Raw genomic sequence first — 23910 nt, forward strand, 5'->3', positions numbered from 1 at the left:
AGCGCGCTGCGCGAGTTTTCCAGCATGTCCTTGTCCATCGGGATCTGGCGCGTGGCCATCTTGATCAGCACGCCGTCGTCCAGCCAGCTCAGCACCGCCAGCGCGAACAGCATCACCAGCAGGTACATCAGGCCCAAGCCCAGCAGCGGTCCGCGCGCGGGCTTGCGGAAGCCGCAGAACACCAGCCGGGGCAAGGCGCGCTGCTCATGGTCGATATCGGCGCAGGCTTGCAGCAGGGCGATGCTGAACATCGGCGCCAGCAGCGTCGGCGCCACCGAGCCGAGCAGCGGCACCACCAGCGAAAACAGCGACATGAACATGCAGCAGAAGAACAGCGCCATCAGCGCGCCCGGCTGCTTGCGGAACAGCTGCAAGGCTTGCTTGACCCAATGCCAGCCGGTGCGTGCGGGAAGTTTGCTCATCCGCGCAGCTCCGGCGCCGGCGTGGCGATGCGTTCGCGCAGGATGCGCTCGAAGTGGCCGGGGTCGTGCGGCGTCAGCATCTCCGCCTCGCGCGGCAGGTGGAAGTCGTACAGGCGCGACAGCCAGAAGCGCAGCGCCGCCGCGCGCAGCATCGGCTGCCACGCGCTCTGTTCGGCGTCGGTGAACGGGCGCACGGCATGGTAGGCGTCCAGCAGGGCGCGCACGCGGGCCGGGTCCAGCACGCCGGTGTCGAGGGCTATGCACCAGTCGTTGACGGTGACGGCGACGTCGAACAGCCAGGTGTCGCAGCCGGCGAAGTAAAAGTCGAAGAAGCCGGTCAGGCGCTCGCCGTCGAACATCACGTTGTTGCGGAACAGGTCGGCGTGCACCGGACCGCGCTGCAACTGGTGATAGGTGGCGCAGGCGGCAAACGCTTCCTGGAAGTGCATCTCGGCGCGCAGCAGGTGGGCGCAGCTGTCGTCCAGGAAGGGCAGTACTTGCGGCGTGGTCTCGTTCCACCAGTCCAGGCCGCGCAGATTGGGCTGTTGCAGCGGATAGTCGACGGCGGCCAGGTGCATGCGCGCCAGCATGGCGCCGACGGCGGCGCAATGCACCGGCTGCGGATCCATCTGCGACTTGCCTTCCAGCTTGGTGACGATGGACGCGGGCTTGCCGTGCAGGGCGACGATCAGCTCGCCCTGGTCGTTGGCGACCGGCGCCGGCACCAGCACGCCGCGGTCGGCCAGGTGGTGCATCAGCTTGAGGTAGAACGGCAACTGCTCGAAGGACAGGTTCTCGAAGATGGTCAGCACGAACTCGCCGCGCTCCGTCGTCAGGAAGAAGTTGCTGTTTTCAATGCCGCTGGCGATGCCTTTGAGCGCCAGGGCTTGGCCGAGGGGAAACTGCTTGATCCACGGGGTAAGGTCATCCAGGCTGACCGGGGTAAAAACTGCCATGTGAAAACTTGATGAGGTTCGGTGGGCGGCGCCGCAGTCGTGCGGGCGCCGGGGGACGCCCGCTGGGCGGGCGTGCGCTTTATTTCACGGCTGGCGGGGCGGCGGTGTCCGACGAGCCGTCTTCTTCCGTGGTTTTTTTCTTCTTCTTGCCGATGTCGAACTCCATCACCGTCCATTGCGGGCCGCGGTTGGCGCTGCCCATGGCGTCGCCGGGCAGGGCGGTGCCGGCGGGATGGTTGGGTTTCACTTTGTAAGTGCTGGGGCCGCTTTTGACGGTCGCTTCCACCACCTGGCCACTGTTGTCACGCTTTTCCGTGATCTGGCGCTCCTGCGCCGGCTTGGCTGTCACGGTGATCGGATCGTCGGCCATTTCCTCTATCTTTTCCAGTTTTGGCGGAGCCTGGCTCGGAGTCGACTGGGCAAACGCCGTGTGGGCGAACAGCGTCAGGAGGAGGGCAGGCAAGAGGGTGGTCGTGCGCATCATGATGGATCGCCTTAGGGGTGAAAGTCGGGTGTGAAAAACCGTCAAATTTTTATGTATGATCCATTGTAACAAACAGACACGGTTCTCTGTTTTTAAAAGCCGATTTCCCCACAGTGGCGCTGGGGTATTGTTATTTTGAAAAGACGGTCGCGGGCAGGGGAAGCGCCGCCAAAACCTGCGATAATGCGCCATTCGTTCGTGGCCTAGCCGCCATTGTTGCGCGGCGCCCTCACCCATATCTAGTGTCTATGCAAAATACCCTGCTGTTAGTTGACGGTTCCAGTTACCTCTATCGCGCCTTCCACGCGCTGCCCGACCTGCGCAGCGCGGACGGCCATCCGACCGGCGCCATGCACGGCATGGTCAATATGTTGCGCCGTCTGCGCGCCGACTTCCCGGCCGCCTACATCGCCTGCGTGTTCGACGCCAAGGGCAAGACCTTCCGCGACGACATGTATCCCGAGTACAAGGCCACGCGCGCCTCGATGCCGGACGACCTGCGCCTGCAGATCGAACCCATCCACGAGGCGGTCAAGGCCATGGGCTGGCCCATCCTGATGGTCGACGGCGTGGAGGCGGACGACGTCATCGGCACGCTGTCGGTGCAGGCGGCGCAGGCCGGCCTGAACGTGGTGGTGTCCACCGGCGACAAGGACCTGGCGCAGCTGGTCAACGACAAGGTCATGCTGATCAACACCATGACCAACGAGAAGATGGACGAGGCCGGCGTGCTGGCCAAGTTCGGCGTGCCGCCGAACCGCATCATCGACTACCTGACCCTGATCGGCGACACCGTCGACAACGTGCCCGGCGTCTCCAAGTGCGGCCCGAAGACCGCGCTGAAGTGGCTGACCGCCTACGACTCGCTGGACGGCGTGATCGCCAACGCCGCCCAGATCGGCGGCGCGGTTGGCGAAAACCTGCGCAACGCGCTGGAATGGCTGCCGAAAGGCCGCGAGCTGATCACCGTGAAGCTGGACTGCGACCTGTCCGGGCACATGACGACGATCGCCGAATCGCTGGTGGCGCGCGGCGAGGACAAGGAAACGCTGCTGGCCTTCTTCAGCAAGTACGGCTTCAAGACGCTGCTGCGCGAGCTGGGCACGGCCACGCCGCAGGCACCGGTGGGCAAGGCCAGCCCCGCGGCCGCCGCTGAACCGGCGGCCGGCGGCGCCGTTTCCGCCAACCTGGACATGTTCGGCGATGCGCCCAAGCTCGACACCAACTATGAAACCGTGCTGACCGACGAGCAGCTGGACAAGTGGATCGCCCTGATCGACGCCGCCAAGCTGACCGCCGTCGACACCGAAACCACGTCGCTGGAGCCGATGACGGCCCAGATGGTCGGCATTTCGCTGTCGGTGGAGCCGGGCGTGGCCTGCTACATCCCGGTCGCGCACAGCTACCAGGGCGTGCCGGAGCAGCTGTCGCGCGAGCACGTGCTGGCCAAACTGAAGCCATGGCTGGAAGACGCGAGCAAGCTCAAGGTCGGCCAGAACCTGAAGTACGACAGCCACATCTTCGCCAACCACGGCGTCAAGCTGCAAGGCATTCAGCATGACACGCTGCTCGAATCGTATGTATTCGAATCGCACCGCACGCACGATATGGACAGCCTGGCGCTGCGCCACCTGAACCACACGACGATACCGTTCGTGGATGTGTGCGGCAAGGGCGCCAGCATGATCACCTTCGACAAGGTGGAGATCGGCCGCGCCACCGAGTACGCGGCGGAAGACGCCGACATCACGCTGCGCCTGCACCAGGCCATGATCGGCGAAGTGGAGAACGACGCCAAACTGAACTTCATCTACCGCAACATCGAACTGCCGACCGCCGTCGTGCTGCAAAAGATCGAACGCAACGGCGTGCACATCGACGCCGAGCTGCTCAACATCCAGTCGGCCGAGCTGGGCGCGCGCATTGTCGAGCTGGAAGCGAAGGCGCATGAGCTGGCCGAGCAGCCGTTCAACCTCGGCTCGCCTAAGCAGATCGGCGAGATCTTCTTCGAGAAGCTGAAACTGCCGGTGGTGAAGAAGACCCCGAGCGGCGCCCCGTCCACCGACGAGGAAGTGCTGCAAAAGCTGGCCGAGGACTATCCGCTGCCGAAAGTACTGCTGGAATACCGCAGCCTGTCGAAGCTGAAGTCGACCTACACCGACAAGCTGCCGAAAGGGATCAACCAGGAAACCGGCCGCGTGCACACCAACTACGCGCAGGCGGTGGCGGTGACGGGCCGTCTGGCCTCCAACGACCCGAACCTGCAGAACATCCCGATCCGCACCAAGGAAGGCCGCCGCATCCGCGAAGCCTTCATCGCGCCGGCGGGCAGCCACATCGTGTCGGCCGACTATTCGCAGATCGAGCTGCGCATCATGGCGCACATCTCGGAAGACGAGAACATGCTGCGCGCGTTTGCCGAGGGCGTCGACATTCACCGCGCCACGGCCGCCGAGATCTTCGGCGTGGAGAAGGACGACGTCTCCAGCGAGCAGCGCCGCTACGCCAAGGTGATCAACTTCGGCCTGATCTACGGCATGAGCGCCTTCGGCCTGGCCGGCAACCTGGGCATCGAGCGCGGCGCGGCGCAAAGCTATATCGACCGCTACTTCGCGCGTTTCTCGGGCGTCAAGCAGTACATGGACGACACGCGCTTGCAGGCCAAGGCGCGCGGCTATGTGGAGACGGTGTTCGGCCGCCGCCTGTGGCTGCCGGAGATCAATTCGCCGAACGGCCCGCGCCGCCAGGGTGCGGAGCGCGCCGCGATCAACGCGCCGATGCAGGGCACGGCGGCCGACCTGATCAAGCTCGCCATGGTGGCGGTGCAGGACTGGCTGGAAAAGGATAAGCTGCAGACCAAGATGATCATGCAGGTGCATGATGAACTGGTGCTGGAGGTGCCGGACGCCGAACTGGCGCTGGTCAAGGAGATGCTGCCGAAGCTGATGGCCGGCGTGGCGGAGCTGAAGGTTCCGCTGACCGCCGAAGTCGGTGTCGGTAAGAACTGGGACGAGGCTCACTGAGCCTCGGCGAACTGAGCTTTCGCACGCTAAATACGGAGGAATCGCATGGATGATTTGACGCAGGATGCAGAGAGTTTGTTGACCAAGACCAGTCTGTCGGACGGCGTCGACCGCCGCGACTTCCTGAAGGTGGCGCTGGGCACCGGCTTTGCCGCCGCCGCGCTGCCGGTGGTGGCGCAGAACGTCATCAAGACCGATACCGCCGGCCTGACCGCCGGCACCATCACCCTGACGGTGGACGGCGTGCAAGTACCCGTGTACCGCGCCCAGCCGGAAGGCAAGACCAATCTGCCAGTGATACTGGTGGTGTCGGAAATCTTCGGCGTGCACGAGCACATCGCCGACGTCGCCCGCCGCCTCGCCAAGCAGGGCTACCTGGCGCTGGCGCCGGACCTGTTCGTGCGCCAGGGCGATCCGCAAAAAGCCGCCTCGATCGCCGAACTGCAGCGCGACATCATCTCCAAGACGCCGGACGCGCAAGTGATGGCCGACCTGGACGCGACCGTGGCCTGGGCCAAGGCCAACGGCGGCAACGGCGACAAGATCGGCATCACCGGCTTCTGCTGGGGCGGCCGCATCACCTGGATGTACGCCGCGCACAACCCGAGCATCAAGGCCGGCGTAGCCTGGTATGGCCGGCTGCTGGGCGACAGCACTCCGGTGACTCCCAGGCACCCAGTTGATATCGCTGGATCTCTGAGCGTACCCGTGCTGGGCCTGTACGGCTTGAAGGACACCGGCATCAGCCAGGAATCGATCACGGTCATGAAGGCGGCGCTGGCCAAGGGGCCGAACAAGTCCACTTTCGTCATCTATCCGAACTCCGGCCACGCCTTTAACGCGGACTACCGCGCCAGCTACGTCGAAGCCGACGCCAAGGATGGCTGGGGCCGTCTGCTGGCCTGGTTCAAGCAAAACGGCGTCATCTAAGGGCTGTTTTTCCGGGCTTTTAGCCAAAGATGAGCACAAAACCGGGCCGGGCGGTAAAATAACGCCCCCGGCCTGCGCGCAGCGGCACGGTCCCTGCTACAAGAGGCTATAACATCGATCCCGTACTCATCTCCATCCTACTGGCCACCACGGTTGCCGGCGTCGTCAGCATCACCGCTGCCGCGGTGTTCTCGTTTACGCTGCTGTCCAAGGTGGTGGAGCGCATGGTCAGCCTGTCGGTGGGCATCATGCTGTCGACCTCTTTGCTGCACGCCTTGCCGGAAGCGTTCGAATCGGGCGCCAGCGCGCGCAGCCTGTTCGCGACCCTGCTGGCCGGCCTGCTGGCCTTCTTCCTGCTGGAGAAGACGGCCATCCTGCGCCATTCGCACCACCACGAGGGCGACGGCCACCACCACCATCACGGCCACGACAAACGCGAGGCGGGCAAGGCCGGCTGGATGATCCTGGTCGGCGACGGCATGCACAACTTCACCGACGGCATCCTGATCGCGGCGGCCTTCCTGGCCAATCCCGAGCTGGGGCTGGTGACGGGGCTGGCCATCATCGCGCACGAGATACCGCAGGAGATCGGCGACTTCATCGTGCTGCTCAACGCCGGCTTCTCGCGCACGCGGGCCTACATCTACAATTTGCTGTGCAGCCTGCTGGCGATCGCCGGCGGTTTGCTGGGCTATTACACGCTGGACCGCGCCAGCAGCCTGATACCGTATGTGCTGGTGTTTGCGTCGTCGGGTTTCATCTACATCGCCGTCAGCGACCTGATGCCGCAGATGCAGCGCCGCGCCACGCTGCGCGAAACCATCCCGCAAGTGCTGTTGATCGCCCTCGGCGTCATCATCGTGCTGTTCCTCACGCGCGGCCACTGAGCCTTGTGACCGCTCAATCCCGCGCGCTTGCGTCAGGCGGCGCCGGGAGTATCATGGCGGGATGAACTCCAGACAAAAAAAGCAAGCTGAAGCGTTAGCGGCCCTCTCCGCCGCCGATCGCGCTCGCCTTGAACGGATTGCGAGCCTTGCGGATGTCACTCCGGAGCACCTTTGGCCTGACGTCTGGCTCTACGGATTCGAGGATGTGGAGGACGGCGTGCGGGCCGATCTTGAAGCTGAAGAAGATATTGCCGCTGGCCGGACCATTCCAAATGAAGAAGTCATGGCGGAAGCAAGACGCATAGTAGAGAGTTATGCCAAGCGGAAGCGGAACGCCGGCTAAACTACCGGTGCGCTGGAATTCGCGCGCGCGAACCTCGTTGAATAACTCGCTGCACCGCATCGGGGCGCAAGATCCAAGCACCAGCATTCTGATTCAGCAACGGGTTTCGGCTGCGTTGGATGCCATCGCAATGCAGCCGGGGATAGGCACACCGACGCGGCGTCGCAATACCAGGCGCTTTCCCATTGCCAAAACCGGGCATGTTATCGAGTACACCCTTGTTGGCGGTGCAATCACGGTGACGCGCTGGGTGCGCCAGGCGCGGGTGCGAAAAATCTAGTGAGCGCCAGTCGCCACCGGCCGGGTCGGGTCGGCGCACCATTCGCTCCAGGAGCCGGGGTAGAGCGCCGCGCCCGACAGGCCGGCCACTTCCAGTGCCAGCAGGTTGTGGCAGGCCGTCACGCCCGAGCCGCATTGCATGATCGCCTGCGCCGCGCTGGCGAACAGCGGCGCGAATTCCTCTTTCAATTGCGCGGCGTCCTTGAAGCGGCCGTCGGCGTTCAGGTTGTCCTTGAAGAAGCGGTTCTTCGCGCCGGGAATATGGCCGCCCACCGGATCGATGGTCTCGTTCTCGCCGCGATAACGGTCGGCCGCGCGGGCGTCGACCACGGTGCGGGCCTGCGTGGCCAGGTTGGCCACCACATCCTCCACCGACACCGTCTCCACCAGCGAAGCCCGCTCGCTGATGCCACCGCGTGCGCGTGGCGCTTCGGGCGTCGCCATCGGCAAGCCTTGCGACTGCCAGGCGGCAAGGCCGCCGTCCAGCACCGCCACCGCCGGATGTCCCACCCAGCGCAGCAGCCACCACAAGCGCGCCGCGAACATGCCGCCGTGCGCGTCATACGCCACCACTTGCGTATCGTCGTTGATGCCCCAGCCGCGCAGCGTGTCGATCAGCGCCGCGCGCTCCGGCAGCGGATGACGGCCGCGGAACTTGCCGTCCGCGCCGACCTTGGCGCCCGACAGGTCGCTGTCGATGTTGGCAAACTGCGCGTTCTGGATATGGCCGATGGCAAAGCCGTCGCGGCCGGCGTTCGGGTTCATCAGGTCATGGCGGCAATCGAGTATCACCCAATTGTCGTCGGTCAGGTGCTGGGACAGGTCGGCGGCGCTGATCAGAGTGGTGTACATATTCCGGGTTTCCTTAGACTTCGCTGGCTATGGGGTCGGTATTGGCTATCGCCTTACCGCGCTCGGTGTTACGCGTATTGTAAAACGTTGCGGCCACACCGGACACCAGTATCACGCCTATGCCCACCCAGCTATGCCAGCTGAACACGTCGCCGAACACCAGCACGCCCCACACGCTGGAAAACACGATGCCGGTGTACTGCAGATTGGCCACCACCAGCGTCTGGCCCAGGCGATAGGCGCGCGTCATGGCGATCTGCGCGCTGGTGGCGCAGATGCCTATGCCCAGCAACAGCAGGCCGCCGTGCATGGTATGGATCGGATGCCATACCGCGCCCTGGTCGCCGGCAAACACGAAATTGCCGGCGATACCGGCTACCAGATTCATCACCGAGAAGTAGAACACCACGCGGTTCTCCGGCTCGCCCGCCAGGCCCAGCTTGCGCACCTGCATATAGGCCATGGCCGACAGCACGCTGGAGCTGAGCGCGATCAGCGCCGGCGTCAGTTGATTGGCATGGAAGGCCGGTTGCAGCAGCAGCGTCACGCCGACAAAGCTCATGCCGACCGCCGCCATCAGCGGCCACCTGACCTGGTTCCTGGCATGCCACCAGCCCATCGCGAACAGCCAGACGGCGATCCAGATCGGCGCCATGTAGTTGAGGGTCATGGCGGTGGCCAGCGGCAGCTTGGCGATGGCGTAGAACCACAACCACAGCGACACCACGCCGACCAGCCCGCGCCACAGATGGGCGCCCGGCATGGTGGTGGTGAATTTGCCGCCTTGAAGTTTGATGATGGAAAACAGCACGGCCACGCCGACCACGCCACGGTACATCACGATTTCGGATGTGGAGAATTCCTCCGAGGCCAGCTTCACGCACACCCCCATGGCGGCGAACATGAAACTGGCAAACAACATCCAAAGTGACTGCATCGTTTTCCTAGAGCTCGATATTGGCCCGGTACCACTCGTGGAAGTGCTGCATGCCGTCTTCCATCGGCGACTGGTAAGGACCGGCGTCGCTGGTGCCGCGCTTCATCAGCGCCTTGCGGCCGGCGTCCATGCGCTGGGCGATCTCGTCGTCCTCGACGCAGGTTTCCATGTAGGCTGCGCGTTCGGCCTCGATGAACTCGCGCTCGAACAGCACGATCTCTTCGGGGTAGTAGAACTCCACCACGTTCTTGGTGCGCTGCGGGCCGTCCGGCCACAGGGTCGAGACGATCAGCACGTGCGGATACCATTCGACCATGATGTTCGGGTACAGCGTCAGCCAGATCGCGCCGTACGGCGGCGGTTCGCCGCCACGGAACTTGAGCACCTGCTCCTGCCAGCGCTTGTAGATCTCGGAGCCGGACTTCTGCAAGCCCTTGTTGACGCCGACGGTCTGCACGCTGTAGTCGCGGCCGAATTCCCAGCGCAGGTCGTCGCAGCTGACGAAGCCGCCCAGGCCCGGGTGGAAGGGCTCGACGTGATAGTCCTCCAGATAGACCTCGATGAAGGTCTTCCAGTTGTAGTTGCACTCGTGGACTTCGACGTGGTCGAACATATAGCCGGAGAAATCCAGGTCCTTCGTCACCGACAGGTCCTTGAGCTTATCCATGACGTCATAGCCGTTCTGCTCGAACAGCAGGCCGTTCCAGCTTTGCAGCCTGGTCTTGGGCAGGTTCAGGCAGGGCGTTTCCGGGAAGTGCGGCGCACCGATCAGCTCGCCCTTGAGGTCGTAGGTCCAGCGGTGCAGCGGGCAGACGATGTTGTTGGCGTTGCCGCGGCCGTTGAACATCAGCGCCTGGCGGTGGCGGCAGACGTTGGACAGCACTTCCAGCCCGTTTGCGTTGCGCACCAGCATACGCCCTTCATCTTCGGAGACGAGGGTCGCGAAATCGCCGCTGTTCGGCACCATCAGCTCGTGCCCGATATAGCGCGGGCCGGCGTGGAATAATTGCTGCATTTCTCGCTGCAGTAGCGCTTCGTCAAAATAGACGTCAACCGGAAGTTGCGCGTTCGAACGCGCCAGCTTGGCGTGGGTACCCAGATCGGACATCCCAACCCCCCTTAATATGTACATCAAACCAAAGAGAGACAGAATCCGTAAAGACCTGAATTCAATTCGTTGAAAATGGTATTTCGGACAGAACCGGAGATTATACCGCGTTTCTCCCCGTTTCAGCGGACTGCCGTGCCCGTTTCCGGGCAAAAGCTTGCATAAACTGCATGCCGATAGGGGATATGGGGGCGATTGCGATAAAATCCATGGTTTCCGCCCTGCGCCGGGGCCTATAGTTCCACCGGATAAGGTGGTTTGTTCTAAAATAACGGGCTACACTGCGCTGGCACGTGTTTTTGCCAAGAAACCTGAGTGACTATGTCTAAGAAATCAACTGCCGACGCGACCGCCGCCGCCCCCGTCTCGTTTGAAGAAGCGATGGCGGAGCTGGCGCAGCTGGTTGCCCAAATGGAGGCAGGCCAACTGCCGCTGGAAGCTTCGGTGGCCGCCTATGCGCGCGGCTCCGAGCTGGTGAAATTCTGCGCCGCCCAGCTGGAAAAAGTGGAATCCCAGGTCAAGGTGCTGGAGGGCGACATGCTCAAGCCCTTCGCCGAAGCCGCCGAGGCCGAACAATGAACGGCGCCTTCGACGATTGGATGAAAACCGTGCAGGCGGCATCGGAAAACGATTTATCCGCTTATTTGCCCACTTCGCTGCCTGACGCCGCCGCTGCTCCAGACAAGCTGCACGCGGCGATGCGCTATGCGCTGCTGGGTGGCGGCAAGCGCGTGCGTCCGCTGCTGGTGTACGCGGCCGGCGCGCTGTTCGGCGCCGACGCGGCCATCCTGAGCCGCGCCGCCGCTGCGGTGGAAATGATCCACGCCTACTCGCTGGTGCACGACGACATGCCGTGCATGGACGACGATGAACTGCGCCGCGGCAAGCCGACGGTGCACGTGGCCTACGACGAAGCGACCGCGCTGCTGGTCGGCGACGCGCTGCAATCGCAAGCCTTCCTGGTGTTGTCCGAAGCGGACAGCATTCCAGCGGCACGCCAGGTGGCGATGCTGCGCCTGCTGGCGCACGCGTCCGGCTCGGCCGGCATGTGCGGCGGTCAGGCGATCGATCTCGACAGTGTCGGCCTGAGCCTGACGCTGGAACAGCTGGAGCAGATGCACCAGCTGAAAACCGGCGCGCTGCTGCGCGCCGCGGTGGTACTGGGCGCGCTGGCCGGCAAGGATCTGGAACCGGCCGAACTGCAGGCGCTGAACGACTACGCGCGCGCCATCGGCCTGGCCTTCCAGGTGGTGGACGACGTGCTCGACGCCACGGCCGATTCGGCCACGCTGGGCAAGACCGCCGGCAAGGACGCCGCCGACAACAAGCCGACCTATGTCTCGATCCTGGGTCTGGAACCGTCGCGCGCCCTGGCGCAACAATTGCGGCTCGACGCGCACGCAGCGCTCGCGCCGTTTGGAGAAAAAGCTCTGCGGTTACGCGAACTCGCGGATTTGATCGTGCAGCGGAAGGCATAAATGAAATTGCTCGAAAACATAGACTCACCAGCGGATGTGCGCAAACTGGCGCGCACCCAGCTGACGCCGCTCGCGCATGAACTGCGCAGCTACCTGCTCGATTCGGTGTCGAAGACCGGCGGCCACCTGTCGTCCAACCTCGGCACGGTCGAACTGACCGTGGCGCTGCACTACGTGTTCAACACGCCGCACGACCGCATCGTGTGGGACGTGGGCCACCAGACCTATTCGCACAAGATCCTCACCGGCCGCCGCGAGCGCATGCACACGCTGCGCCAGCTGGGCGGCATCTCCGGCTTCCCGAAACGCGACGAAAGCGAATACGACACCTTCGGCACCGCCCACTCGTCGACCTCGATCTCGGCCGCGCTGGGCATGGCGCAGGCGGCCAAGATCAAGGGCGAGCACCGCCACGCGATCGCCGTGATCGGCGACGGCTCGATGACGGCCGGCATGGCCTTCGAAGCGCTGAACAACGCCGGCGTCCAGGAAGACCTGAACCTGCTGGTGATCCTGAACGACAACGACATGTCGATCTCGCCGCCGGTGGGCGCGCTGAACCGCTACCTGGCGCGCCTGATGTCGGGACAGTTCTACGCCGCCGCCAAGAACGTCGGCAAGTCCGTGCTGCCCGGCCCCGTGCTGGAACTGGCCAAGCGCCTGGAGGAACACGCCAAGGGCATGGTGGTCCCGGCCACGATGTTCGAGGAATTCGGCTTCAACTACATCGGCCCGATCGACGGCCACGACCTCGAATCGCTGGTGCCGACGCTGCAGAACATCAAGCAGCTCAAGGGCCCGCAGTTCCTGCACGTCGTCACCAAGAAGGGCCAGGGCTACAAGCTGGCCGAGGCGGAACCGGTGCTGTACCACGGCACGCCGAAATTCAATCCGGCCGAAGGCATCAAGCCGGCCGCCGCGCCGGGCAAGATGAGCTACACCGACGTCTTCGGCAACTGGCTGTGCGACATGGCCGCCGCCGACAAGAAGCTGGTCGGCATCACGCCGGCCATGCGCGAAGGTTCGGGCATGGTGCGCTTCGAGCAGGAATATCCTGACCGCTACTTCGACGTCGGCATCGCCGAGCAGCACGCCGTCACCTTCGGCGCCGGCCTGGCTTGCGAGGGCCTGAAGCCGGTGGTGGCGATCTACTCCACCTTCCTGCAGCGCGGCTACGACCAGCTGATCCACGACGTGGCGCTGCAAAACCTGGACGTGACCTTCGCGCTGGACCGCGCGGGCCTGGTGGGCGCGGACGGCGCCACCCACGCCGGCAACTACGACCTGGCCTACCTGCGCTGCATCCCGAACATGGTGGTGATGGCTGCCTCGGACGAAAACGAATGCCGCCAGATGCTGAGCACCGGCTACCACTACAAGGGACCGGCGGCGATCCGCTACCCGCGCGGCGCCGGCGCCGGCGCGGCGATCCAGCCGGAGCTGACGACCATTGAAATCGGCAAGGGCGAGATCAAGCGCAAGGGCCAGAAGATTGCCAATTTTGGCCTTCGGCTCGATGGTGGCTCCGGCCACGGCCGCAGGCGAGGCGCTGGACGCCACCGTGGCGAATATGCGCTTCGTCAAGCCGCTGGACGTGGAACTGATCAAGCAGCTGGCGGCCGAACATGATTACCTGGTGACGGTGGAAGAGGGTTGCATCATGGGTGGCGCGGGCGCCGCCGTGGCTGAAGCGCTGGCCGCCGAAGGCATCGTCAAGCCGTTGCAGATGCTCGGCCTGCCGGACAAGTTCATCGACCATGGCGACCCGGCCAAGCTGCTGGCCAGCGTGGGCCTGGACGCCGCCGGCATCACCGCCTCGATCAAGGCGCGCCACGCCGCCGAGCCGCGCCTGGTGGTCAATAACGGCTAAATACCGTTGCTGTTACGCTCAAAGCCGCCTCCGGGCGGCTTTTTTCTTGCCTATCGCAAAGGTGCATCCTATATTGGTATAAACAGTTTATTCGGTTTATATCGCCATGAATGCCGCCGCCTCCCTGTTTTCCGGTTTGCTGTTCGCCTGTGGGACGGCGGGCGCGCAGGTGCCTGAGTCGGGCAGGGCGCAGGAGTTGAGCTTCAGCGCGGAGGAAGTGGCCAGCACCGTGGAAGACCGCTATATCGACCGCGTGGTCGAACTGGCCGCCGCCGGCCGCCTGGACGATGACCGCGCCTTGCTGGCCCGCCTGCAAACCATAGGCGCTGGCCTGATACGGGCCGCCGTGGCGTTGAAGCCGGAAGCGGCCGCCTGGCAATGGGAATTTCATACGACCAGCGACACCGAAGTCGACGCCATCTGCATGGCGGGCGGCAAAATCCTGGTGGGCAGCGCCTTCGTGCGCCAACTGGCCCTCAGCGACGGCGAACTGGCGACCCTGCTGGGCCACGAAGTCGCCCACGCGGTCGCCGAACATCACCGCGAAACCTTGTCGGAAGCGCTATTCCTGAACCGCTATCCGGCCGTGCCGCTGGAAGTGGTGCTGGAACGGCTGGAGAGCGACCTGTCGGTGCAGATCCGGCTTTCCAAGCTATCGAGCCTGCAGGAATCCGAGGCCGACCAATTGGGCATGGTGCTGGCGCACCGTGCCGGCTGGCCGGCTGCCGACATGGTCGGCTTCTACCGCAAGCTGTCCGACGGCGACCAGCTGGCGCTGGTGGCCGGCGCCTATCCGGCCAGCGCCTCGCGCCTCAGCATGGCCAAGGGCATGGCGCTGCTGTTCCAGGCCGATAAGTTTGGGGTCAAGTCTGACATTCGGACACGAGCTGTTCCGTAGCGGCCGCTACGGAACAGCTCGTGTCCGAATGTCAGACTTGACCCCGGCGGGTTCAGCCGCGCTTGCGCTCGTGCTGCCACAGCACGTCGCTGCCGCCGGCGTAGCGGTTCAACACGCGCGACAGCACAAACATCAGGTCCGACAAACGGTTCACGTACTGGCGCGGATGCTCGTGGATGGTCTCGGCCTTGCCCAGCGTGACGATGGCGCGCTCGGCGCGGCGGCATACGGTGCGGCACACATGCGCCTGCGAGGCCGCGCGCGAGCCGGCCGGCAGGATGAATTCCGTCAGCGCCGGCAGCGTGGCGTTGTACTTGGCCAGCAGCGCGTCCAGGCGTTCGACGTGCGCCTCGGTGATCATCTGGTAGCCGGGGATGCACAACTCGCCGCCCAGGTCGAACAGGTCGTGCTGGATGGTGATCAGTTCTTCGCGCAGATCGGCCGGCATCTCTTCGCACAGCAGCAGGCCGATGTGCGAGTTCAGTTCGTCGACTTCGCCGATCGAGTCGATGCGCACGCTGTCCTTGTCGGTGCGGCTGCCGTCACCGAGGCCGGTGGTGCCGCCGTCGCCGGTGCGGGTGGCGATTTTGGAGAGTCGGTTGCCCATATTGGCTCCTGGTCGGTGTGAGGTTAGCGCTTCGCCAGGCTGGCGCGGCGCGGGTTGAGGTAGTCGTAGCCGGGCGTTTCCCAGAACGCCTGCAGGCCGTTGGTTTCGTACAGGCTCACCTCCTCATCGTACATCGGATACAGGCCAGCGAGGTAAATGGTACGGTCGGGCAGTTCGAACTTGAGCTGATCGCCCTCCAGGAAAAACGGCTTGTAGACGAAGCAGGCGTTCATCGCGCTGTCGCCCGACATCGGCGCGTCGAGCTTGAAGCAGGACTGGTAGGCGAAGGAGCCGGTCTGGAAGAATTTCTGCGCCAACAGGGCGGCCGCGCTGCCCCAGTTTGGATCGGTGGTGCGCAGCGAGAACATCAACTCGGGTTTGCCGTGCACCCACTCGGGACGGTTGGCGCTCGACAGGCCGGCTGTGACGGCGGTGAGCATGCCCTTGGTGGGGAAATCGTTAAAGTAGTACACCAGCATGCGAGGGTGGGCCTCCATCTTGACGCCGGCGACCTGCACCGGCACGCCGAAACGCTTTTCCAGCGCCTCGCGCCAAACCTCTTCAAATATTTTTTCCATAACGGTCCCAGTGATGTAATGAAGCTGCGCCCGGAAGAATACAACAAATTGGTCGGGTATTTCGACTCGGCCGGCGTTTGTGCTTACAATCGATGTCTGATCAAGTGCTTCCAGGTGCCCGCTCCATGAACACTGCCACTCCCGAACCGGCCGTCCTGGCCGATATCGCCGCCCGCCGCGCGCAGGTCGCCGCGGCGCTGCGGCAGGTGCTGCCCGGGCGCGCCGTGCTGTCCGAGCCGGAAGACACCCGACCCTACGAATGCGACGGCCTGGCCGCCTACCGCCAGCTGCCGATGATAGTCGTGCTGCCCGACAGCGAGGCGCAGATCGTCGCCGTGCTGCAGGTCTGCCGCGAACTGAATGTGCCCATCGTGCCGCGCGGCGCCGGCACCGGCCTGTCCGGCGGCGCCATGCCCATCGCCGACGGCGTGGTGCTGTCGACCGCGCGCCTGAACCGTATCGTGCGCATGGACGCCTACTCGCGCAGCGCCGTGGTGCAGCCTGGCGTGCGCAACCTGGCCATCTCGGAAGCGGCGGCGCAGCATGGCCTGTACTACGCGCCCGATCCGTCGTCGCAGATCGCCTGCACCATCGGCGGCAACGTGGCGGAGAATTCCGGCGGCGTGCACTGCCTCAAATACGGCCTGACCGTGCACAACGTGCTGCGCGTGCGCATGGTGACGCTGGAGGGCGACGTGGTGGAGCTGGGCGGCGAAGCGCTCGACGCGCCGGGGCTGGACCTGCTGTCGGTGTTCATCGGCTCGGAGGGCATGCTGGGCATCGTCACCGAGGTGACGGTCAAGCTGGTGCCCAAGCCGGCCACGGCGCGCGTCATCATGGCCTCGTTCGACGAGGTGGTGGCGGGCTGCCACGCGGTGGCGGCGCTGATCGCGGCCGGCATCATCCCGGCCGGTTTGGAGATGATGGACCGGACCTCGTCGCGCATGGTCGAGCCGTTCGTGCAGGCCGGCTACGACACCGAGGCCGCCGCCATCCTGCTGTGCGAGGCCGACGGCACCATCGAAGAGGTGGAAGAGGAAATCGCCCGCATGACGGCGGTGCTGAACACGGCCGGCGCCAGCGCCATCGCGGTGTCGCAGACGGAGGCGGAGCGGCTCAAGTTCTGGTCCGGCCGCAAGAACGCCTTCCCGGCGGCGGGCCGCATCTCGCCGGACTACTACTGCATGGACGGCACCATCCCGCGCAAGCGCCTGGGGCAGGTGCTGGAAGGGATAGCGCAGATGGAGGTCAAGTACGGCCTGCGCTGCGCCAACGTGTTCCACGCGGGCGACGGCAACCTGCATCCGCTGATCCTGTTCAACGCCAACATCCCCGATGAATTCGAACGCGCGGAAGCCTTCGGCGCCGAGATCCTGGCCTTGTGCGTGGAAGTGGGCGGCACCATCACCGGCGAGCATGGCGTGGGCATCGAGAAGATCAATTCGATGTGCGTGCAGTTCGCGCCGGCCGAGCTGGAGGCCTTCTTTTCGGTCAAGCGCGCCTTCGATCCGGCCGGCCTGCTCAATCCCGACAAGGCCATCCCAACGCTGAATCGCTGCGCCGAATTCGGCAAGATGCGCGTCAGCGGCGGCATGCTGCCGTTTTCCCATTTGCCGCGTTTTTAACGGAGCGATATGAGCACCGTTTCCCATTCCGACATCGCCGCGCAGTTCGGCGCCCGCATCCGCGCCGCCACCGCCGCAGGCACGCCGCTGCGCCTGCGCGGCGGCGGCACCAAGGACTGGTACGGCCAGGCCCTGCAAGGCGAAGTATTCGATACGAGCCCCTACGCCGGCATCGTCGCCTACGAGCCGACCGAGTTGGTCATCACCGCGCGCTGCGGCACGCCGCTGGCCGAGATCGAGGCGCTGCTGGCGCAGCACCATCAGATGCTGGCCTTCGAGCCGCCGCGCCACGGCGCCGCATCGACGGTAGGCGGCGTGGTCGCCAGCGCCTTGTCCGGCCCGCGCCGCGCCAGTGCGGGCGCTGTGCGCGATTTTGTGCTCGGCGCGGTGCTGATGGACGGCCACGGCGAGGCGCTGCGTTTCGGTGGCCAGGTGATGAAGAACGTGGCGGGCTACGACGTCTCGCGCCTGCTGGCCGGTTCGCTCGGCACGCTGGGGCTGATACTGGAAGTGTCGCTCAAGGTGCTGCCGGTGCCGGTGTGCCAGGCCAGCCTGCGCTTCGAGATGAGCGAGATCGATGCGCTGCGCCGCCTGAACGAATGGGCCGGCCAGCCGCTGCCGATATCGGCCAGCTGCTGGCACCAGGGCGTGTTGTCGCTGCGCCTGTCCGGCGCGGAGGCGGCGGTGGTCGCGGCGCAGCGCAAGCTGGGCGGCGCGCTCCTGGCCGATGCCGCGGCGTTCTGGACCTCGCTGCGCGACCAGACGCACGGCTATTTCGACGGCGGCAGCTTGTGGCGGCTGTCGGTGCCGCCGGCGGCCAGCGCCATCATCCTGCGCGGCGAGCAGCTGATCGAGTGGGGCGGGGCGCAGCGCTGGCTCAAGGCCGATGCCGCCGATGCCGCCGACGCCGCCGACGCCGAACAGGCGGCCGCCATACGCCGCACCGTGGCAGCGGCCGGCGGCCACGCGACGCTGTTCCGCGGCGCGGACAAGGATGTCGGCGTGTTCCATCCGCTGGCGCCTGCCGTGGCCCTGATCAACCAGAGGCTGAAGCAGGCCTTCGACCCGGCGGGGATCTTCAATCCCGGCCGCATGTACGGATAGCGCGTATGCAAACCAATCTCGCCGACTTCATCAAGAACACTCCCGAAGGCGCGGAGGCCGACGCCATCCTGCGCGCCTGCGTCCACTGCGGCTTCTGCACCGCCACCTGTCCGACCTACCAGTTGCTGGGCGACGAACTCGATGGCCCGCGCGGCCGCATCTACCTGATCAAGCAGGTGCTGGAAGGCGCGCCGGTGACGGCCAAGACGCAGACCCACCTGGACCGCTGCCTGACCTGCCGCAATTGCGAGACCACCTGTCCGTCCGGCGTGCGCTACGGCCGCCTGATCGACATCGGCCGCAAGGTGGTGGAGGAGCGCGTGCAGCGCCCGTTCATCGAGCGCATGAAACGGCTGGTGTTGAAGGAAGCCTTGCCGCGCAAGGCGGTGTTCACGGCTGCCCTGCGTGCGGGGCAGATCTTCCGTCCGCTGTTGTCGCCCGCCATGCAGGACAAGATTCCGGCGATGCGCGGCGCTGGTGCATGGCCGTCGCGTGAGCACGCCCGCAAGATGCTGGTGCTGGAAGGCTGCGCGCAGCCGGCGATGGCGCCCAACATCAACGCCGCCACGGCCCGTGTGCTGGATGCGCTGGGCGTGCAGTTGCTGGTCGCGCCGAAGGCAGGCTGCTGCGGCGCGCTGCGCCACCACCTGAACGACCAGGACGCGGCGCTGGACGACATGCGCCGCAACGTCGACGCCTGGTGGCCCTACGTGCAGGACGGCGCGGTGGAGGCCATCGTGATGACGGCGTCGGGCTGCGGCGTCACGGTCAAGGAATATGGGCATCTGCTGGCGCACGACCCAGCCTATGCCGACAAGGCGCAGCGCATCTCGGCGCTGACGCGCGACCTGAGCGAGGTGATGCCGGAGTTCGAGGAAGCGCTGCGGCGCCGCGCCGCCAGCCGCGAGCGCGTGGCCTACCATCCGCCATGCACGCTGCAGCACGGCCAGCAGATACGCGGCAAGGTGGAGGGCGTGCTGCGCGCGGTCGGCGTCGATGTGGTGCTATGCGCGGACAGCCATCTGTGCTGCGGCTCGGCGGGCACCTACTCGCTGCTGCAAGCGGAACTGTCGCTGCAACTGCGCGACCGCAAGCTGGCCAACCTGGCCGACACCGGCGCCACCACCATCGTCTCGGCCAATGTCGGCTGCACCGCCCACCTGCAATCGGGCACGGAGACGCCGGTGATGCACTGGATAGAATTGATCGACTCAGCCCTGAACAAATAAGGGCATCTGCGCCGTGCCGCCTGCCGGTTCGGCGTGCAGGCTGAGGATGGGCGGCAGCTGCGCGGCGGCCTGCCACACCGGCGCGGTGTCGAAACTGGCGACCCAGGCCAGCACGTCGTCGGCCGGCATCGGCCGGGCGATGCCGTAGCCCTGCACCAGGTCGCAGCCTAGCCGCATCAGCATGGCGCCGTGTTCGATGGTCTCCACGCCCTCGGCGATCACGCCCAAACCAAAGGACTTGGCCAGGCCGATGACGGCGCTGACCAGGTGCAGGTCGTCGCGGTCCACCAGCATATTGCGCACGAAGCTCTGGTCGATCTTCAGCATGTCCGCCGGCAGCCGCTTCAGGTAGGACATCGACGAGTAGCCGGTGCCGAAATCGTCCAGCGCGAAGCTGATGCCCAGCGCCTGGCAATCGAGCATGATGCTGCGCACGTGGGCGATGTCGCTCAGCGCCGACGATTCCAGTATCTCCAGCTCCAGCATATGCGGCGGCACGTCCGGGAACTCGGCCAGGATGGCGGTCAGGCGGGCGACGAAATCGGCGCGCTGGAAATGGCGGGCGGCGATGTTGACGCTGATGACCCAGCGGGCGTCGAACGCGCGCCATACCTGCAGCTGCCGCAGCGCTTCGCGCAGCACCCATTCGCCGATATCGACGATGACGTCGCTGTGTTCGACGATGGGCAGGAAATCCGTCGGCCCGACCACGCCGCGCAGCGGATGTTGCCAGCGCAGCAGCGCCTCCATGCCGACGATGCGGCCCTTGCGCATGTCCAGTTTCGGCTGATAGTACAGCCGCAGTTCGCCGGCGCGCACGGCGGCGCGCACTTCGGTGCGGCGGTTGTGGTGGGTGCGCACCTGTTCGTCGAGGTCGGCGTCGAAGAAGTGATAGCGGTTGCGGCCCGTGATCTTGGCCTGGTACAGCGCCTGGTCGGCGTGGCGCAGCAGGCTGTCGGCGCTGATCTCGCTGCCGGTGTAGACCGCCACCCCGACGCTGGCCGACATGCTCACCGCTTCGCCGTCGCACACGTAGTCGCGCGACAGCGCCGCCATCAGGCGGTCCAGCGCCTGCTCGACGCCGGCGCGGCCGTTCATCTCCGGCAGCAGCAGCACGAACTCGTCGCCGCCCAGGCGGGCCACGTAGTGGCGCTGGCCGGCGAAGTCGTGCAGGCGGCTGGCGGCCTGCTTGAGGATCTCGTCGCCGATGTCCTGGCCCAGCGTCTGGTTCACGTGCTGGAAGTGATCGAGGTCGAACAGGCAGATGGCCAGCAGGTAGTCCTCTTCGCGCGCGCGTATCACTTCCTGCTCGAAGCGCGATGCCAGCGCGGCGCGGTTGGGCAGGCCGGTCAGCACATCGTGGTTGCTCTGCCAGGAGATCTGCTGCATCAGCTGGCGGCGCTCGGTCACGTCGCGGAACACCAGCACCGAGCCTTGCACCTCGCTCCGCGCCGAGCGGATCGCGTTGGCCGTGTATTCGACGGTGACGATCTGGCCGATGCGGTTGCGCAGGCTCTGGTTGCCGACCTTGACCACCTCACCGCCGGCATAGACCGCCGCCATCGACTTGAGCAGCGCATGCTGGCCGAAGTTATTCGCCAGCACGAACACCTGGTGCAGTTCCATGCCGAGCGCGCGCGCTTCCGTCCAGCCGGTGAGCTGCTGGGCGACGTCGTTGATGGTGGCGATCTTGCCGCCCAGGTCAGTGGTGATGACGGCGTCGCCGATCGAGGCCAGCGTGACTTCGATGCGCTCCTTTTCCACTTGCAGCAGCGCCTGCGCCTGCAAGGTGCGTTCCAGCTGTTCGCTGAGCCGGGCCTGGCTTTGCTGGAGCTTGTGCACCAGCGCCTGCACGCGCTGCGCCATGTTGTTGAAGGTGATGGCCAGCATGCGCGCCTCCAGCGTGCCGGCGACCGGCAGGCGCACGCCGTGGTCGCCGTTCTGGAAGCGGGTGGTGGTCTCGGCCACGCGCCGCAGCATGCGCTTGTTGGCGTAGATGATGATGCCCAGCAGCGTGTAGATGATGGCGATGTTGATCGTGGAGATAACCGCCTGCTGGCGCAGCGTACGCCACACCTGGGCCAGCGGCAGCGTCGGCTCGAAGCCCAGCACCAGCACGGCGCTGCCGATGTAGATGGTGCGGTTGATCGGTTGCAGGCCGTTCAGGGCGCGGAACCAGTCAGGGTAGTCCGGCGCCGGCGGCGCGCTGCGCAGCGCTTCCAGGTGGCCGCCCGCATAGTCCAGCCGTGCCGAGACCAGGTCGGCCTCCAGCAGCAGGGCGCCGGCCAGCGTGTTGTCGAGCGCGGCGCGGTCCGGTGTGCTCAGCGCCGGCGTCAGCGCCTTGTGCAGATAGACGCCCAATTCGCCCGCGTCCTTCTGGTAGCGGGCGTTGGCGTATTCGGTTTCCGACTCGAACAATAGGGTGTATCGCACGCCCACGACGATGGCGATGACGGCGAAGATGGGCACGAACAAGCGGGAGTACATCCCCATCCGCATCCAGTGCGATAACAGTTTTCCAAACAACGACATAGGCGACTGATTCGATAATTGGAAATGACCAGAGATCATTATTACCGAATAATTAACCTAAAGCACGTTTTTTGGAAAACGTTTCACTATTGTTACATCTTGTCATGGACAGGCGCGGGGCGGGGCTTATTCCGCCAGCAGTTTCTCGATGTCGGCGATCAGGTCTTCAGGCTTGGTGGCCGGGGCGTAGCGGTTGTAGACAGTGCCGTCCTTGCGGATCAGGAACTTGGTGAAGTTCCATTTGATGCCCTCGGTGCCGAGGATGCCGGGCGCATCTTTTTTCAGTTTGGTAAACAGCGGATGGGCGTTATCGCCGTTAACGTCGATCTTGGCGAACAGCGGGAAGGTGACGCCGTAGTTTTTTTCGCAGAAGGCGCCGATCTCGTCGGCCTGGCCCGGCTCCTGCGCGCCGAACTGGTTGCAGGGGAAGCCCAGCACCACCACGCCCTTGTCCTTGAATTGCTGGTAGACGGCCTCCAGGCCCTTGTACTGCGGCGTGAAGCCGCACTTGCTGGCGGTGTTGACGATCAGCAGAACCTGGCCCTGGTACTGGCCCAGGTTGACGGGGGCGCCGGACAGGCTGTCGGCGTTGATATCGTAGATGGCGGTCATGGTGTTAGACGAGTCCCAGATGTTCGGTGCCGGCGGAGAGATCCCGGTTTTTGGCGGCCTTGCCTTCCAGCTTGATGGCGAGCCGCAGGTCGTTGACGGAGTCGGCGTTGCGCAGCGCGTCCTCGTAGGTGATGATGTCGGCTTCGTGCAGGTCGAACAGCGACTGGTCGAAGGTCTGCATGCCCAGCTCGCGCGATTTCTTCATCAGCTCCTTGATCTCGTGGACTTCGCCCTTGAAGATCAGGTCCGAGATCAGCGGCGAGTTGAGCATGATCTCGATCGCCACGGCGCGGCCCTTGGATTCCTTGCGGGGGATCAGGCGCTGCGAGATCATGCCCTTCAGGTTCAGCGACAGGTCCATCAGCAATTGCTGGCGGCGCTCCTCGGGGAAGAAGTTGATGATGCGGTCGAGCGCCTGGTTGGCGCTGTTGGCGTGCAGGGTGGCCAGGCACAGGTGGCCGGTTTCGGCGAAGGCGATCGCGTGATCCATGGTTTCGCGGTCGCGGATCTCGCCGATCTGGATCACGTCCGGCGCCTGGCGCAGCGTGTTCTTCAGCGCCACCGCCCAGTCCTCGGTGTCGACGCCCACTTCGCGCTGGGTCATGATGCAGTTCTTGTGCGGGTGGACGTACTCGACCGGGTCTTCGATGGTGATGATGTGGCCGTAGCTGTTCTCGTTGCGGTAGCCGACCATGGCGGCCAGCGTGGTGGACTTGCCGGAGCCGGTGGCGCCGACCATGATGACCAGGCCGCGCTTGGACATGACGACATCCTTGAGCACCTCGGGCAGGCCGAGGTCTTCGAGTTTGGGGATTTCGCTGGTGATGGTCCGCAGCACCATGCCGACCGAGCTCATCTGCACAAACGCCGACACGCGGAAGCGGCCCAGGTCGCCGGGGCTGATGGCGAAGTTGGCTTCCTTGGTCAGTTCGAAGGAGGCCGTCTGCTTGTCGTTCATGATGGAGCGCGCCAGGTCCATGGTGTGGGCGGCGGTGAGCACCTGCGACGACACCGGCGTCATCTTGCCGTCGATCTTGATGGCGGGCGGGAAGCCGGCGGTGATGAACAGATCCGATCCCTTCTTGCTGGTCATCAGACGCAGCAGGTCGAACATGAATTTGGAGGCCTGATCGCGTTCCATGATATGTCCTTTACG

22 protein-coding genes and 1 pseudogene are annotated in these 23910 nt (G+C 65.0%); 12 read left to right on the forward strand and 11 right to left on the reverse strand.

The genetic code is table 11. The features are described from left to right. From DUGA2_RS02785 to DUGA2_RS02795, 3 genes are all read right to left on the reverse strand, one after another. Positions 1 to 422 (reverse strand): BPSS1780 family membrane protein (locus DUGA2_RS02785; RefSeq protein WP_286162302.1); only part of this gene is annotated, 422 nt, incomplete at its 3' end. Next, positions 419 to 1378 (reverse strand): homoserine kinase, encoded by a 960-nt coding sequence (locus DUGA2_RS02790; RefSeq protein WP_070267111.1) that lies wholly within the window; start codon positions 1376 to 1378, stop codon positions 419 to 421. The genes DUGA2_RS02790 and DUGA2_RS02785, both read right to left, overlap by 4 nt. Positions 1379 to 1457: 79 nt before the next feature. After that, positions 1458 to 1862: a hypothetical protein gene (locus tag DUGA2_RS02795; protein WP_070267112.1), complete on the reverse strand. Its 405-nt coding sequence runs from the start codon at positions 1860 to 1862 to the stop codon at positions 1458 to 1460. A gap of 248 nt (positions 1863 to 2110) precedes the next feature. Between DUGA2_RS02795 and polA the strand changes: the two genes are divergently transcribed. The 5 genes from polA (at position 2111) to DUGA2_RS33320 (ending at position 7325) form a co-directional block, all read left to right on the forward strand. After that, the gene (gene polA / locus DUGA2_RS02800) at positions 2111 to 4885 is read left to right on the forward strand and encodes a DNA polymerase I (RefSeq protein ID WP_070267113.1); all 2775 of its coding nucleotides are present in this window, start codon (positions 2111 to 2113) and stop codon (positions 4883 to 4885) included. Positions 4886 to 4930: 45 nt separating this feature from the next. Then, a complete protein-coding gene (locus DUGA2_RS02805; protein ID WP_070267114.1) occupies positions 4931 to 5815 on the forward strand; it encodes a dienelactone hydrolase family protein in 885 nt (294 codons plus the stop codon). Positions 5816 to 6000: 185 nt separating this feature from the next. Then, the gene (locus DUGA2_RS02810; protein WP_008445231.1) at positions 6001 to 6702 is read left to right on the forward strand and encodes a ZIP family metal transporter; all 702 of its coding nucleotides are present in this window, start codon (positions 6001 to 6003) and stop codon (positions 6700 to 6702) included. 61 nt (positions 6703 to 6763) lie between these two features. Next, positions 6764 to 7045, forward strand: a complete 282-nt coding sequence (locus DUGA2_RS32410) for a hypothetical protein (RefSeq protein WP_071658844.1) — start codon at positions 6764 to 6766, stop codon at positions 7043 to 7045. Between the two features lie 37 nt (positions 7046 to 7082). Continuing rightward, positions 7083 to 7325 carry a hypothetical protein gene (locus DUGA2_RS33320; RefSeq protein WP_168167754.1) on the forward strand — a complete coding sequence of 81 codons (243 nt, stop codon included), beginning with the start codon at positions 7083 to 7085 and terminating at the stop codon, positions 7323 to 7325. On the opposite strand, the gene DUGA2_RS02820 is transcribed toward DUGA2_RS33320, so the two are convergent. Genes DUGA2_RS02820 through DUGA2_RS02830 form a run of 3 tightly spaced genes read right to left on the reverse strand, consistent with a single transcriptional unit; the run spans position 7322 to position 10221 of the window. After that, positions 7322 to 8176 carry a sulfurtransferase gene (locus DUGA2_RS02820; RefSeq protein ID WP_070267116.1) on the reverse strand — a complete coding sequence of 285 codons (855 nt, stop codon included), beginning with the start codon at positions 8174 to 8176 and terminating at the stop codon, positions 7322 to 7324. The genes DUGA2_RS33320 and DUGA2_RS02820 overlap by 4 nt on opposite strands. A 13-nt stretch (positions 8177 to 8189) precedes the next feature. Next, the gene (locus DUGA2_RS02825) at positions 8190 to 9113 is read right to left on the reverse strand and encodes a DMT family transporter (protein WP_070267117.1); all 924 of its coding nucleotides are present in this window, start codon (positions 9111 to 9113) and stop codon (positions 8190 to 8192) included. A gap of 7 nt (positions 9114 to 9120) precedes the next feature. Then, positions 9121 to 10221 (reverse strand): aromatic ring-hydroxylating dioxygenase subunit alpha, encoded by a 1101-nt coding sequence (locus DUGA2_RS02830; RefSeq protein ID WP_070267118.1) that lies wholly within the window; start codon positions 10219 to 10221, stop codon positions 9121 to 9123. Between the two features lie 321 nt (positions 10222 to 10542). Here DUGA2_RS02830 and DUGA2_RS02835 point away from each other — a divergent pair, with 321 nt between their 5' ends. The 4 genes and pseudogenes from DUGA2_RS02835 (at position 10543) to DUGA2_RS02850 (ending at position 14467) form a co-directional block, all read left to right on the forward strand. Beyond that, positions 10543 to 10800 carry an exodeoxyribonuclease VII small subunit gene (locus DUGA2_RS02835; RefSeq protein WP_070267119.1) on the forward strand — a complete coding sequence of 86 codons (258 nt, stop codon included), beginning with the start codon at positions 10543 to 10545 and terminating at the stop codon, positions 10798 to 10800. Next, positions 10797 to 11699, forward strand: coding sequence for a polyprenyl synthetase family protein (locus DUGA2_RS02840; RefSeq protein WP_070267120.1), 903 nt, complete (start codon positions 10797 to 10799; stop codon positions 11697 to 11699). The genes DUGA2_RS02835 and DUGA2_RS02840 overlap by 4 nt, the downstream gene beginning before the upstream one ends. Then, positions 11700 to 13569, forward strand: a pseudogene (gene dxs / locus DUGA2_RS02845) (1-deoxy-D-xylulose-5-phosphate synthase). It abuts the gene before it with no gap. A gap of 106 nt (positions 13570 to 13675) precedes the next feature. Next, a complete protein-coding gene (locus DUGA2_RS02850; protein ID WP_070267121.1) occupies positions 13676 to 14467 on the forward strand; it encodes a M48 family metalloprotease in 792 nt (263 codons plus the stop codon). Between the two features lie 52 nt (positions 14468 to 14519). Here the strand turns inward: DUGA2_RS02850 and DUGA2_RS02855 are convergent, their stop codons facing one another. Together DUGA2_RS02855 and DUGA2_RS02860 are read right to left on the reverse strand one after the other, a co-directional pair. After that, complete coding sequence (locus DUGA2_RS02855) at positions 14520 to 15074, reverse strand: cob(I)yrinic acid a,c-diamide adenosyltransferase (RefSeq protein WP_070267122.1); 555 nt, start codon at positions 15072 to 15074, stop codon at positions 14520 to 14522. A gap of 23 nt (positions 15075 to 15097) precedes the next feature. Beyond that, positions 15098 to 15652, reverse strand: coding sequence for a suppressor of fused domain protein (locus tag DUGA2_RS02860; protein WP_070267123.1), 555 nt, complete (start codon positions 15650 to 15652; stop codon positions 15098 to 15100). A 125-nt stretch (positions 15653 to 15777) separates the two neighbouring features. Between DUGA2_RS02860 and DUGA2_RS02865 the strand changes: the two genes are divergently transcribed. From DUGA2_RS02865 to glcF, 3 genes are read left to right on the forward strand one after another with little or no spacing between them, the layout of a single operon-like run. After that, complete coding sequence (locus tag DUGA2_RS02865; RefSeq protein ID WP_070267124.1) at positions 15778 to 17277, forward strand: FAD-linked oxidase C-terminal domain-containing protein; 1500 nt, start codon at positions 15778 to 15780, stop codon at positions 17275 to 17277. A gap of 9 nt (positions 17278 to 17286) precedes the next feature. Then, entirely contained in the window at positions 17287 to 18381 is a 1095-nt protein-coding gene (glcE, locus tag DUGA2_RS02870; protein WP_070267125.1) for a glycolate oxidase subunit GlcE, read from the forward strand. 5 nt (positions 18382 to 18386) lie between these two features. Then, positions 18387 to 19610, forward strand: coding sequence for a glycolate oxidase subunit GlcF (gene glcF, locus DUGA2_RS02875; RefSeq protein ID WP_070267126.1), 1224 nt, complete (start codon positions 18387 to 18389; stop codon positions 19608 to 19610). Here glcF and DUGA2_RS02880 read toward each other — a convergent pair. The 3 genes from DUGA2_RS02880 to DUGA2_RS02890 all read right to left on the reverse strand — a co-directional run bounded on the left by DUGA2_RS02880 (position 19593) and on the right by DUGA2_RS02890 (position 23895). Next, on the reverse strand, positions 19593 to 22097 hold the full coding sequence (locus DUGA2_RS02880) for a bifunctional diguanylate cyclase/phosphodiesterase (protein ID WP_229214575.1): 2505 nt from the start codon (positions 22095 to 22097) through the stop codon (positions 19593 to 19595). The two genes, glcF and DUGA2_RS02880, sit on opposite strands and share 18 nt — an antisense overlap. A gap of 171 nt (positions 22098 to 22268) precedes the next feature. Next, positions 22269 to 22754, reverse strand: coding sequence for a glutathione peroxidase (locus tag DUGA2_RS02885; RefSeq protein ID WP_070267128.1), 486 nt, complete (start codon positions 22752 to 22754; stop codon positions 22269 to 22271). A gap of 4 nt (positions 22755 to 22758) precedes the next feature. Next, complete coding sequence (locus DUGA2_RS02890; protein ID WP_070267129.1) at positions 22759 to 23895, reverse strand: PilT/PilU family type 4a pilus ATPase; 1137 nt, start codon at positions 23893 to 23895, stop codon at positions 22759 to 22761. Positions 23896 to 23910 lie beyond the last annotated feature (15 nt).

Source organism: Duganella sp. HH101, from assembly GCF_001758795.1.
Classification (GTDB): Bacteria; Pseudomonadota; Gammaproteobacteria; order Burkholderiales; family Burkholderiaceae_D; genus Rugamonas; species Rugamonas rivuli.